The 13,465-nt window shown below is 42.6% G+C and carries 10 protein-coding genes and 1 pseudogene; 7 read left to right on the top strand and 4 right to left on the bottom strand.

Annotated features, from left to right (window positions below):
- The first annotated feature begins 252 nt into the window (after positions 1-252).
- From leuC to ACTIE0_RS07835, 4 genes are all read left to right on the top strand, one after another.
- Positions 253-1,662, top strand: a complete 1,410-nt coding sequence (gene leuC / locus ACTIE0_RS07850) for a 3-isopropylmalate dehydratase large subunit (protein WP_006622238.1) — start codon at positions 253-255, stop codon at positions 1,660-1,662.
- Between the two features lie 95 nt (positions 1,663-1,757).
- On the top strand, positions 1,758-2,363 hold the full coding sequence (gene leuD / locus ACTIE0_RS07845; protein WP_006622239.1) for a 3-isopropylmalate dehydratase small subunit: 606 nt from the start codon (positions 1,758-1,760) through the stop codon (positions 2,361-2,363).
- Between the two features lie 123 nt (positions 2,364-2,486).
- On the top strand, positions 2,487-3,149 hold the full coding sequence (gene purN, locus ACTIE0_RS07840) for a phosphoribosylglycinamide formyltransferase (RefSeq protein ID WP_006622240.1): 663 nt from the start codon (positions 2,487-2,489) through the stop codon (positions 3,147-3,149).
- A gap of 250 nt (positions 3,150-3,399) precedes the next feature.
- Positions 3,400-5,103, top strand: a complete 1,704-nt coding sequence (locus tag ACTIE0_RS07835; RefSeq protein ID WP_006670174.1) for an asparagine synthetase B family protein — start codon at positions 3,400-3,402, stop codon at positions 5,101-5,103.
- Here ACTIE0_RS07835 and dndD read toward each other — a convergent pair.
- The 3 genes from dndD to ACTIE0_RS07820 all read right to left on the bottom strand — a co-directional run bounded on the left by dndD (position 5,100) and on the right by ACTIE0_RS07820 (position 9,458).
- Entirely contained in the window at positions 5,100-7,085 is a 1,986-nt protein-coding gene (gene dndD, locus ACTIE0_RS07830) for a DNA sulfur modification protein DndD (protein WP_006670173.1), read from the bottom strand. The two genes, ACTIE0_RS07835 and dndD, sit on opposite strands and share 4 nt — an antisense overlap.
- 192 nt (positions 7,086-7,277) lie before the next feature.
- Positions 7,278-8,876 carry a DNA phosphorothioation system sulfurtransferase DndC gene (gene dndC / locus ACTIE0_RS07825; RefSeq protein ID WP_006670172.1) on the bottom strand — a complete coding sequence of 533 codons (1,599 nt, stop codon included), beginning with the start codon at positions 8,874-8,876 and terminating at the stop codon, positions 7,278-7,280.
- 57 nt (positions 8,877-8,933) lie between these two features.
- Positions 8,934-9,458: a hypothetical protein gene (locus tag ACTIE0_RS07820; RefSeq protein ID WP_006670171.1), complete on the bottom strand. Its 525-nt coding sequence runs from the start codon at positions 9,456-9,458 to the stop codon at positions 8,934-8,936.
- 109 nt (positions 9,459-9,567) lie between these two features.
- Here ACTIE0_RS07820 and ACTIE0_RS07815 point away from each other — a divergent pair, with 109 nt between their 5' ends.
- Genes ACTIE0_RS07815 through ACTIE0_RS07805 form a run of 3 tightly spaced genes read left to right on the top strand, consistent with a single transcriptional unit; the run spans position 9,568 to position 13,098 of the window.
- Positions 9,568-11,148, top strand: coding sequence for a DGQHR domain-containing protein (locus tag ACTIE0_RS07815; RefSeq protein ID WP_006670170.1), 1,581 nt, complete (start codon positions 9,568-9,570; stop codon positions 11,146-11,148).
- Positions 11,149-11,192: 44 nt separating this feature from the next.
- Entirely contained in the window at positions 11,193-12,374 is a 1,182-nt protein-coding gene (locus ACTIE0_RS07810; RefSeq protein ID WP_006670169.1) for a DNA sulfur modification protein DndB, read from the top strand.
- A gap of 25 nt (positions 12,375-12,399) precedes the next feature.
- On the top strand, positions 12,400-13,098 hold the full coding sequence (locus tag ACTIE0_RS07805; RefSeq protein WP_083806317.1) for an HAD hydrolase-like protein: 699 nt from the start codon (positions 12,400-12,402) through the stop codon (positions 13,096-13,098).
- Here ACTIE0_RS07805 and ACTIE0_RS07800 read toward each other — a convergent pair.
- Positions 13,095-13,465 (bottom strand): annotated as a pseudogene (locus tag ACTIE0_RS07800) (hypothetical protein); the annotation flags it as partial. The gene ACTIE0_RS07805 and the pseudogene ACTIE0_RS07800 overlap by 4 nt on opposite strands.

Raw genomic sequence — 13,465 nt, 5'->3', positions numbered from 1 at the left:
CTGGTTGAAGGTCTAATTGCCCTCTAGGAGGTTATTTCAGGCATTGCAGCCTTATTTGACTCCTAAACGTCTCGCACGTTATCTCTATTATAGCAAATCGGAAAAGTGATCGGGGGCTAAAACCTAAGATAGTTGGGAAATTAGGGCATTTGAGGGGGTCGATCCGTCGCCCCGCTTTACCACAGTTCCCAAACAGGTTAAAATAGGGCAGATATATCAGCGCGTTCGATACGCCGATTAACCGATGGTTTTATGAGCAAAGGAACACTATTTGATAAAGTTTGGGACCTCCATACAGTGGGAACCCTACCATCCGGTGAGACTCAACTCTTCATTGGTCTACACCTGATCCATGAGGTGACAAGTCCCCAGGCTTTCGCGATGTTACGCGATCGCCAATTGAAAGTCCTATTTCCAGAACGCACCGTGGCTACGGTGGATCATATCGTCCCCACGGAAAATCAAGCTCGTCCCTTCGTGGATGTCCTGGCTGAGGAGATGATGCGAGCCTTAGAAAAAAGCTGTGCGGAACACAAGATCCGATTTTATAACATCGGTTCGGGTAATCAAGGCATTGTCCATGTGATCGCACCGGAACAAGGCCTAACTCAACCGGGAATGACGATCGCCTGTGGAGACTCCCACACCTCCACCCATGGCGCTTTTGGGGCGATCGCTTTTGGTATCGGTACTTCCCAAGTTCGGGATGTTCTCGCTTCCCAAACCCTAGCCTTATCAAAACTCAAAGTTCGCCGCATTGAAATTAACGGCCAACTCCCCCCAGGTGTCTACGCCAAAGATGTCACCCTCCATGTGATTCGACAATTGGGAGTTAAAGGCGGCGTGGGTTATGCTTACGAATACGCCGGAACCACCATTGAAGCCATGTCAATGGAAGAACGGATGACTGTTTGTAATATGTCTATTGAAGGTGGCGCGCGTTGTGGTTATGTTAACCCCGATCAAGTCACTTTTGACTATCTCAAAGACCGCGATTTTGCCCCCAAAGGCGAAAATTGGGATAAAGCGATCGCCTGGTGGCAACAAATTCGCAGTGATGCCGATGCCGTTTATGATGATGTGGTAACTTTTGATGCTGCTGATATTCCCCCGACGGTCACTTGGGGAATTACTCCCGGACAGGGTATTGGCGTTGATGAGGTCATCCCTAAACCGGAAAATCTCCCCCCAAGCGATCAGGCGATCGCATCAGAAGCATACCGCTATATGGAGTTTACCCCCGGAACTCCCATTGAGGGAACCAAAGTTGATGTTTGCTTTATCGGAAGTTGCACCAACGGACGCTTAACCGACCTACGGGAGGCGGCTAAATTTGCCCAAGGTCGCAAAGTCGCCCCAGGGGTGAAAGCCTTTGTAGTTCCCGGTTCCGAAAGAGTTAAACAAGCCGCTGAAGCTGAAGGACTAGATCAAATCTTCCGAGAAGCAGGTTTTGAGTGGCGAGAAGCCGGGTGTTCTATGTGTTTGGCTATGAACCCTGACAAGTTACAGGGAAACCAAATTAGTGCATCTTCTTCTAACCGCAATTTTAAAGGCCGTCAAGGTTCCTCTACCGGACGCACATTATTAATGAGTCCCGCCATGGTCGTCGCGGCGGCGGTTAACGGAAAAGTTGCCGATGTTCGTAAGTTAATCGAAGCCTAGTTAATTAGTACCCCCATTACCTGATGCAACCGGGTAGGGGGGAACTCTCCTTATTTCCTCTTGTTAACTAATCCGAATCTTCCTAGTCAAAAATCATGAGTAAAATTCACAAGGTGTCAGGACGCGGTATCCCCTTAGTTGGTGGTGATATTGACACCGATCGCATCATTCCCGCCCGGTTTTTACGCTGTGTAACCTTTGATGGTTTGGGACAACAAGTATTTGCTGATGACCGTCAACAATTAAACGGAAATCATCCCTTTGACCTCCCACAATATCAAGGTGCTAATATCTTGGTGGTTAATGAAAATTTTGGCTGTGGTTCCTCCCGAGAACACGCTCCCCAAGCTATAGCCAAATGGGGTATTCAAGCTATTGTCGGGGAAAGTTTCGCCGAAATCTTTTTTGGTAATTGCGTGGCGATCGGAGTTCCCTGTGTCACCGCTACACCAGAGGCGGTCACACAATTACAACAGTTATTACAGCAAAATCCCCAAGTTGAAATTATCATGGATCTGGGGATGCTGAAAGTTCACGGCGGCGACTTAACTATTGATGTGAACATGAATGAAGGCTCCCGACAGTCCTTTATTAATGGTAGTTGGGATAATTGCGGTCAGTTGATTGCTAATCATGACCAGATCCGCACTACTGCTGCTAAGTTGCCCTATTGGCAATGGGATAATTCGGCGATCGCATAATCTTACCCCAGTTTTGGTAGTAGGTTGGGTTGAACATTTCGCCTAACCTATTCCCCTTTCGCGTATACTTACTCAAGTGCCGGAATTATTCTAGCCACAGCAGCGATATCATTGCTTAAATCCATGATTCCCTATCAAAACCCCATTGATTCTACACCCTATCTAATTTATCCCCCCTTACCTGACCCCCTATTTATTCCCGGAAAACCCATCAAATTAGGGGTTTTGGCTTCCGGTAGTGGCAGTAATTTTGAAGTAATTGCCCAAAAAATACGCGATGGACAACTTAACGCCCAAATACAGGTTTTAGTTTACAATAACCCCAAGGCTAAGGTTAAACAACGCGCCGAAAAGTTTGATATCCCCACTATTCTGGTTAATCACCGCGACTACCCCACTAGAGAAAGTTTTGATCAGCAGGTTGTTGATACCCTCAATCAATATGATCTCGATTTGGTTGTATTTGCGGGATGGATGCGAATTGCTACCCAGGTTTTGGTAGCCGCTTTTCCTCACCAAATTATTAACCTACACCCCGCTATATTGCCCAGTTTTCCCGGTATTCGTGGCGTTGAACAAGCCTTGGAATCGGGAGTTAAAATTACAGGATGTACCGTCCATCTTGTCGAGTTGGCTGTTGATAGCGGTCCGATTTTGATGCAAGCCGCTGTCCCCGTTTTACCCCAGGATACTCCCGAAACTCTCCATCAGCGCATTCAAGTATGTGAACATCAGATTATGCTTGGGGCGATCGCTTTGATGAACCAAAAATTGCTATTAACCTGATTTTGTGAAGTTTTGTAAAGAAAAGTTAAGAAATGTTAAAAAAATCGCCTTTTTTCTGGGGGGGTAGCTTTTGGGGCTGACTTGTGCTATACTTTTTAGATAATGGGAATATTGGCATTTTTTTAGCAAACCGTTAGAGTTCGATTATGAAGCATTACACTTAAATAATCCCACAAATTGCACCAATTTGTCAACCCCTGCGAAGGAATTTCGGCTAAAATGCAACTTGGAGCAGCACCTATCCCTGAATATGTCTTTTTTATCATCCTGGCAGCTTTTGAAACCTCGTCATCGTCAAAGATTACCAGAGCCAGAAATCCGGCCAAATTGGTGGGTAAGTTTAGGTAATGATATCACTCCATCGAATGAAATAACTTGGCAAGAGGAGACAATTGCGATTTACCAAACCCAGCCAATTATCAGCTTAAAGCAGCGATTTGTCATAGTAGGGGAGAGTAGTTTAATTAATGGGGATATTGACCAATTATTAGACGATTTAGATCACAGGGATAATATTCCCGAAGTCCTGTCGCAGTTACAAGGAATATTTGCCCTAGTGATTTGGGACAGAAGCCAAAGGCGACTGTGGTTAGCACGAGATGCTGTAGGTGGGAGAAACCTATACTATACAATTAATCAAGGTATTTTGCGGGTAGCACCTCGTCTGAGAAGCCTAGGGAAATTTCATCCCCAAAAATTAGATTATCTAGCTTTACGAGACTATCTTTCTTGCGCGTTTATTCCGGGAGAACAAACCATCTGGGAAGGGGTAAAAGAAGTACGTCCGGGGACAATACACGAATGGTCATACCCTGGGAAATCTCGGAAAATACAAGTTTATTGGCAACCGGAAGAACAAATAGGCGATCGCGATCAACCCCTAGAATATTACAGCCAAAAATTGCGATCGCTTCTTAATCAAGTAGTGGCAGAATCCCTACCTATTGGGGAACCTGTAGGCGCTTATTTATCAGGGGGATTAGACTCTAGTGCGATTACAGCTTTAGCCAGTAAATTTCATCAGCAGGAAGTCCATACTTATTCAATCCATTTTGGGGCTGAATATCCCAACGAATTAGAATTTGCCAATTTAGTAGCGGAACATTGCCAAACTCAGCATCATATTCTGGAAATCCAGCCAGAAACTGTATGGGATAATCTAGCAATTACTATGGCAAATTTAGACGATCCTATTGGTGATCCTCTGACAGTTCCTAACTATTTATTGGGACAGGTAGCCAAACAGGATGTCGGAGTTATTTTAAACGGGGAAGGAGGCGACCCTTGTTTTGGCGGTCCGAAAAATAAGCCGATGTTACTCTATGAACTGTATGGGAATATTTACAACCATTTTCCCAATCGTCTGACCACCTATTTAGAGTCTTTTAAAAAATGCTATCCCCATTTACCGGAACTTCTGAAACCGGAAATTTGGCAGCAGGTAAAAGATGCGCCGTCAGTATTTGAACCCGACTTAAATTCCGCCCAAGAATATTTAAATCGATTGATGCTAATTAATATTAAATTTAAGGGGGCAGACCATATTTTAACCAAAGTGAGTAATATGACATCGGCGGCGGGTTTAGAAGGGCGATCGCCATTATTTGATCAGCGAGTTGTTGACCTAAGTTTACAAGTTCCACCGGTGTATAAACTCTCTGCTGCTAATGAGAAAGCCGTGTTAAAAGCAGCGGTTACTGATGTATTACCAGCCTCGATTATTTATCGCCCAAAAAGTGGGATGCGGGTTCCTGTAGGTTCGTGGTTTTACCACCATTGGCAACAACGCACCCAGGCATTATTGTTCAATAAAAATGCGGCGATCGCCCCTTATATTAACCAAAAGTTTATTAAGGAACTTTTCAACCCCCAAAGTCCGGCTTATCAAAAATTTGGGATTAAACTCTGGTTATTAGTGAGTTTAGAAATTTGGCTACAAACCCAGAAAAATTAACTGTTGATAAAATAACCAGGTACAATAGTTGTGTGTCCTTGTTTGGGGTCATATTTAAGTAAATATTCACGCGCGATCGCCTCTTGTTGTCGGAGGCTTTTTAATTCGGGTTCGCCAATTTCTGTATCTGTAGATAGCAAAATTACCTGATGGCTGGCGGAGGGAAAATATCGTTCAATTAGGTTATAGCGGTGAGAGGAGTCTAGCCTTCCCAGGGGGGTATCAATAGCAATAGGAAGCTGGCGACCAGAAACCCGCGCCAGACCCCACAAAAAAGCGATCGCCAATAGTTGTTTTTCCCCGGCAGATAAGCGATGTTTGGGGACGGGTTGACCTTGGGGGTCATACAGAGACAAACTAAAATCTTGGGTAGCAATAACGACTCGATGAACTAGGTCTGATTTATGGAGAAGATAGCGGAAGCATTCAGTCACTTCTATTTCCAGCTTATTAAGTTTTCGGAGGGTCAACTTTTCCCGAAATTGTACTAAAGTTTTTTGTACCCTTTCGGAAGTTTGGATAATGTGGTTGGCATTTTTGCGATCGATAGTCACCTGGCTATATTCGGACAATTCTTTCTTAGTTTTTTCCACCATAGCCTCATAGCGATCGCGCTTAATTATAGCTTGATCATAATCCCTTTTCACCTTCGCCACATCCGCCCCCGCATCAGAAACCGCCTGTAAAAGTTCTTCGTAAACCTCCGGGGGTGCCGCCACATTTAGCTGTCTTTCCTTAGCTACAATCGTCTCCTGAATGCCTATCAGTTCATTTTTAAAAGACTTGGTTTGGCTAATTTGATTAGGGAGTTGATGTTCGAGAACACTGGTAAGCTGTCCGAGAGTAATTTCATCCATATCTAACCAAAAATCCTGTAAAGAATCATCGGAACTGGTGGAACTCTCCGACTCCAAAAAACTCCGAACCTTATCCAAACTAATATCGCCCAAATCCAGAGTTTTCAAATACTCCAATAATCGGCGATCGCGTTCCGCCACCACCTCCCGCGCAATTCTGGCTTTTTTCTCCCTAATTTCCTTTTCCCCCTGCACTTTTCCCCGCTCTAACAGAGGCTGAATTAATGCCAAAGGTAGCCAAGCAGCCGCCATTTCTCGCAAGCGATCGCGCTTTTCATTTAACCTCTCTTGTTCCTCCCGTAATTGTCTTTCAATTTGGTCTCTTTCCTGGGCTACCTTACCCCCTTCAGTCCGAAACTTATCACGAGTTTGTCTTTCTCGTTTATGGGCTTTTTGTAACTCCGTATCAAGTCGCACAACCTGCAACTTTGCCTCTTCCCAATCTGCTATTTGTTCATTTAACTTTGACTCAATTGCTTCCAAAGTAGCCAACTCAGAGACCTCAGCCAACTCCTTGCGTTTCCGACTCACCAAAATATTCAAATCCACCGATAAACGTTCCGCCAACTCCAACCCCAAAAGGGACTGAATAGCCTGGATAACCGTACTCGGAGGACTGTCTAATTCCGCCAATTCCTTGACCTGTTCCCCATCAAATAGAAACAGATTAGAAATTCCCAAAGGAAAGAAATCTTCGACTCGTTCATCCCAAGTTTCCACCAAACCCTTATCCGGCCAATCATCAATCAAAATACCCAACGTATCCTTACCATTTTTTAGATGTCTATTCCAGCGTCTTTGGATGCGAAATTCCACCTGTTTATTTTCTAAAATATGTTCAAATAATAGTTCCACGCAGGTCATTTCATGGGGTGGGGTATGTTTATTAATCGCCTGTTTGAGGAAATCAGGATAGGCAATATTTCCCCTAGTCGAACATTGGGCGCGCGCACCATAAAACACCAAGCGCATAGCATCCATTAGCGTAGTTTTTCCGCCTCCATTCATCCCCCCAAGTAGGACAATAGGACTGACCGTTTCACCAGTCATTTGCGGACGCAGGTTAATAACTTGTTTACCGCGATAGGGGCCGAAGTTTTGCAGAGTCAATTCCAGGAAAATCACAGAATAGCAGTTTCCGTAAAGGTTAATAGAGTGGAGCCAGAAATCAACAACTTATGGAGTTAGGATATAGCCCCCTTGAGTTGCACCAAATCAAGGCATCAATTTTCATCCTAGGGGGTTAATTAATCCAACTTGTGACCAATCACAAATCACGGGATAACTAACCCCCAGAAGCATCTTAATACATGACGCTTAACTAAATTTGAGACTCGCCCAGTTTAGCTGTTGGGGAGGTTCCGGTTTTTCACCATTGACAATTTTTTTGATATCTTCAACTTTTCCTTCCTTAGCGGCTTGTTTCAGGTCTCGCTGATAGTGTGCATTTGCGATCGCTTCTGATTGCGATCGAGAACTGGTTTCAAAGCATCTTTCTAAGGTATCATAGATTCCGGTACGCCGCGACATAGTTTTATACTGTCGTTCAGTATCCAGGAGTCTGGTCATCAGTTCTAAATACATCGGATCACCTTCGCTAAGTTCCTCCAAAATCTGCCATTCATCCACACCCAACATAGCATTACCACCACCATGGCGAGGGTCTTCAAAAGGTTCTCCTGTCACCTCTTGATAAATTCTCGGCAAACTATCATCAAATTCGTGTTTTTCCTCCAACCATATCCGCCGAATTTCGCTAAGTTCCTCCGGTTGAATTAAGGTTATATCCCGCATATCAGGCGGTGCATTTTTACGAACCTGTTGTTGAGCTTCTAATACCCGCCTTAACCAATATTCCCGCCATTCTCGTTTATAGGGTCCTGGTATCGGTTCGACTGACGTTTCTCCGTCAACATTCCTTTCAAACAATTGCACTGTCCCAAATATCCGCCGGAAGTCTCTTTTATCGTGATCATTTTTTACATCTAATTCATTACGAATATCCAACAGAGGCTGCATCCACTCTTTAGCTTCATCATTTAGGATCATGGCTTCCATTGATTTATCTTGACTCACCAATGTACAAACCCAACAGCCAAAACGAGAACTTCCACAGCTAGGGGTTGAGGTATCAATAACTAAAGGACATTCATTGTCTGCTGTAGCGCCTCGGTACATTTCAAACAAGTCTTTATTATCTTGTCCCCAGGGGTTTTTAAACTGCATTAAATACATCCAAACTTCGTCAGTTCTCCAATCCTCAATTGGCAAATAAATTAAACAGTTGGGTCTTTTGGGATTGCTATTAAGGCGATCGCGTACTCGCCATTTCCTATGCTTTGCCATACTAGCCGCGCGTTTGATACTTTCAGCTTTACGAGTTCCTAAAGCCAGAATAGCTTGACCATGATTTCTAATGGTTTCATTAATAAAAGCATCAGCAGGGCTGATTTTTAGTCTTTCCGTACACCATCGAAACCTATTTCTAGGTGCAGGATATCCTTTACCTATTAGACAACACCAAAATGTATCTTTAATTGCTGGATAAGTTAAATGAGTTTCTATAGGCATTTTTTGCTGTTGGGCAGCTATGGTTATTTGGTTTAGAGAATTGCGAATCCAGGCAGAAATAATTGGGTTTTCAACTAAAGTATCATTGGTGAGAACATAAATTTTTCTAGTCCTTTCTTCTTCCGGTAAAAAAGCAATAGCATTCCAAATCAATTGAAGGACTGCTGTACTATCTTTGCCTCCACTCCAGCCAATAACTAAGGGTGTTTGGTCTTCAACGTACAATTCCCTGATTTCTTGTTCCAGTATTTCCAAATCTTGTAAAAAATCTTCAACTTTTCTGTTACCATTATTGGATGTTTGAAGGTTTTCTGGAATAATTGGAAGCTGTGAAAACGTATTCATGGATATTGCTAATAATTGAATGTTTGGATATTGAAAAATTTGATAAATAATATCAAATTAGGGCCGATAAGATTCAAAGATTGACTCTAATATTTCTTGTTCCTTAGTAAACCAAAAAGTGATTAATTGATCTACCATTTTCTGGCGATAATCATGATTGATAATCAATTGAAACATTTCTTCATCGAGATAAGCATAATCAACATCATGCCTGAGTTTGGGTATAGTTTGAGGTCTGCCACCATCATATTCAGAACTATATTGGAGATGCCAAAACTTATACTTTCCTTTTTTTTGTCCATTTTTTAAATGAAAAAACGGTAAAGCAAAATCACTGTTTTTAAAACTGGTGTCTGATGAGACAGACCAATATTTTTTAAAAACATTAATTAAATCTTCAGTGATAAGGATTTTGTTTTCAGCAATTGTGCCGTTAGCTATTAAATGAATAACTGAGAGTAGCAAAGTGGGCTGATTACGGCATTTAACTCCTAGCTTCGTATTAGTATACACTTTAATTTCTCTGATACACCTACAGTAATATTCAAGATCCTTGACTTCTTGTTGGTCTTCTGAAGACATTTTACCTCCTAACAGATAGAATAGCCTTGCCGAAATGCCCCATATAGGATAGTATGCGATTGGGGACAGAAGTTTTTAAAAACCATATCAGTATAGTAGTACAATAGCTATGACGATCGCAAGGAACCCAAAAACCGAGGGACAGCCAGGGGAACTAGGACAACTGCTAACCGAGTTGTTAAATAATAGCGATCGCATTTTAGTTCAACCGACATCAATGGGAGTCACCCAAGGATATATAGGCGCAGTCAGCCTAGAATGGGCTGCCAGTCACATTGGTTATGCTTCCGAATTACCCCTATTTAAAAGCCACATTGACCCCGAAACCCAAAATATAGAAAGAGGCGCAGAAACCATTGATGCTATACTCCAGCGACCCCTAGACTGGTCACGTCAAGCCATCTTGGTACAATACCTGATTACCCACAATTGGGATCGGAAATTTCCCCCCCTCGTCGTCGTTATTAGTCCCCACTGGGTAGATAACCCGCAAGCACCACAATGGGATAAAAACGGACAAGCTACCTGTTCAGCCGCCCAATATATCCCCTTAGATGAACATGGAAAAATCGGCATCTTAGATTTATCATCTTCCGTCTCTGTCTTTGCTTTAGATGGACAGCATAGACTCATGGGGATTCAGGGAGTCATAGAATTATTAACAACCCGGAAAATACAACCCTATAGCAAACTCAAAAAGCCTGTCGGTGAACCCATCACTTGGGATAAATTGCCTATAGTAAATATGCACCCACAAGATAAACTAGCCGCCTTAAACCACGAAACCATTGGCATTGAATTTATCCCCGCCGTCTTGGCTGGAGAGACTAGACAGCAAGCACAAAGGCGAATTAGGTCTATTTTTGTACACCTTAATCAAATGGCAGTTAAACTCAGTAAAGGACAGTTAGCCGCCTTAGATGAAAATGATGGCTTTTCTATTGTTTGTCGCCAAGTAGCTGTTAATCATCCCCTACTCCAAGATGAACCCGGACGTAAGCCTCGGATTAACTGGGATAGCGCCACAGTTGCCACCAAATCAACAGTATTAACTACCTTACAAGCCTTACGAGATATGGCGGAATTATATCTAGGTTGTTACCCTAAATTTCGAGGTTGGAAAGCGCCACAACCCGGTTTGGTTCCCTACCGTCCCGAACCCGAAGAGTTGGCATTAGGTACTCAGGAATTAATGAGTTTATTTGATGGTTTGGCGAGTTTACCCAGTTATCAAAAACTTACACAAGGAATGGAAACTCCTGATTTGCGAAGGTTTGGATTTGAACGCCCCCCAGGATTAGGAAATATTTTATTTAGACCCGTGGGACAAATAGCGATCGCTCATGGTATTGGTAAGGTGGTATTTCACTATCAACAACCCTTGGAAACCGTATTTAAAAAGTTAGTTAAATTTGATGCCGAGGGTGGTTTTAATCATATAGAATACCCTCAATCTATATGGTATGGCGTATTATATGATCCCAATAAACGCCGAGTCCGAGTAGCTGGTCGGTCTTTGGCTACTGATTTAATTGTTTATTTACTAGGAGAAATCACCGAATTAATGGATGAGGCAATGATACGCAAACAACTGGCTGAGGCGCGGACTTTTGAAAATAGGGCGATTAATTTTGAGGGTCGGATAGTTAAACCCAGGGAAGTAGGATTACCTGACCCTATAGATTTGTGATATCATCTAACAATAGATATAAATTCATACCAACTAATCAAACCATGGTTAATGATGAACCTACCAATAAAATAGACCATTTGGTGGCACCTCTTTATAATCAATACTTCCGCGAGAGGTGTTATTTGGGGTTGATGTGTCACCAGGGAGGGCGACAAATGATTCAAATTAATGTCCCAGCCCAAGATTTACCAACTCTCCTACAGGCGCGACCCTCCCAGGGAAATGACCCGGACTCTGGCAAAAATCGACCGGAGATTAAAGGTCATGCTGAGGAAATTAAAGACTATATTATCCAGCGTGTTCATAAAAATAAACCCTGGATTTTGGGAACACTGACAGCTAATGTTAATCCTGAAGATATCCAAATTCTTGACTTGGGTAGAGGCGTGTGTTTTGTGATAATTCCCCGTGGTCATAAGTTAGATATCACTGATGGACAACACCGCAAAACCGCCATTCATCAATTAATTGAAAGTGATTTAGGAAAGTTAATCGGTGAGGATGATTTTCCGATTACTTTGGTTTTGGAGGAGAATTTTAACCAGTGTCAGACCGACTTTAGGGATATGGCGCAAGCCAGACAATTAGATAAATCTTTGCTGGTTTCTTTTGGGGAACATTCCGGTCGCATTGGGATTACCAAAAATTTGGTCAATCGCGTTTCCATGTTTTATGGGAAAACTGAGAAGGTGAAAAAAAGCCCTTCCACTAAGCAGAAGTTGATTTATACTAATGCTTATATTGTGAATTTGGTCAGTTGTGCTTTTACTAATCAGCCGGATAATGACTTAGAAGATTATGATGTAGAAATGGCATCCCATGAATTAACTCAATGTCTGAATCAGTTTTTTTCGGAATGTCCGGTCACATCACATATTGCTAATCAGAGTGTGGATGAATTAACGGTTGAAGAAGTGGCTAATTTTAAGGAAAAATATTTATTAGGTTTTCGGGTGGGTTTGGAAATACTGGGGCGACTGTTATATATGACCTATGACGGTCAGCAAAATGAGTTTAATCGAAGTCAAATATCTCAGTTGGCGCAACTGGACTGGTCGCGGGAGAGTCGTCTATGGGAAAATAATGTGGTCACGATAGATCCTAACCCCAAAAACCCCCATAAACCCTATAAAATTTCCATGGGGGCTAGTCAGGTGAGAATTGCGGTTAATATAGTTAAAGCCTATTTGGGCTGGGGTTCATCTCATCCCTATCTGAGTTAAATGTTATGGTGGGGGTAGTATACTGGTGATAGCCATTTTTAAAGATATCTTAAACCTTATGGTCGATCGCCATGAAAAACATGAAAAAATTATCATATTTGACTTTGATGGGACTTTAGCTGATACCTTGGAAGTGGTGATTAGCATTACCAATGACCTGGCGGCAGATTTTGGATATTCCCCCACCACAGCCACTGATTTACAGCAATTACAAAATCTCAATTCTTGGCAAATTATTAAGCTGTCTAATATCTCCCTATTCAAAATTCCTAAACTCCTGCGCCGAGTCCAGCAGGAATTACAAAATAATCTCGGATCTATTTCTCTATTTCCGGGTATTCCTGAAGCCTTAAACGACCTGAAAAACCAAGGCTGTCAACTATCTATTATCACGTCTAACTCACCAAGTAATGTGGAATTTGTGTTAAACCGACATGGTGTTTTAGCACTTTTTGATAATCTGAATTCCGAGTCAACACTCTTTGGGAAACACCGAATTATTAACCGCCTACTAAAACAGCAAAATATCCCCAAACATCAAGCGGTTTATGTGGGAGATGAAACCAGAGATATCACCGCAGCCCACAAATCGAAAATTAAGAGTATCGCGGTAACTTGGGGGTTTAATTCGGCTAATGTACTGGCTAAATATAAGCCGGATTTTATGATGAATCAACCCCAAGACTTACCCCCAACGATCGCATCTATTTTCCCGATAAATTAGCCTTCCGACTCTCGATTGAATCCCCTCAAAACGGCGCGATCGCTGACATTTTTATAAATGGTTTCTAAATACTGCATAACCACATCCGCCGCCGTGGCTGTAGTCCCCAGAGGAATTGGACCTAACACATCCAAAACTGTCTCGCTTCCTGGAGGTGGTGAAATCACGACTAAAGAAGATTCCAACTGTTGTTTATACTGCCAATATTCACTCACCACAGGAGGTTCATAACCCTTGACAGAGGGGGATACTTTGGAGGTTTTTCTGTCTTTTTTCCCCCCACCAGAACCCCGTATATTTCGCAATTTAGCGATAATCTCTTCTTTCAAGCGTCCCCGCAGTTGAAATAAGACAAATGGATCTTCAC

It is taken from the genome of Limnospira sp. (assembly GCF_051859755.1).
In the GTDB taxonomy this organism is placed as follows: Bacteria; Cyanobacteriota; Cyanobacteriia; order Cyanobacteriales; family Microcoleaceae; genus Limnospira; species Limnospira fusiformis.
Note: the sequence above shows the minus strand (reverse complement) of the source record. Positions and strands in the feature narration are given on the sequence as shown.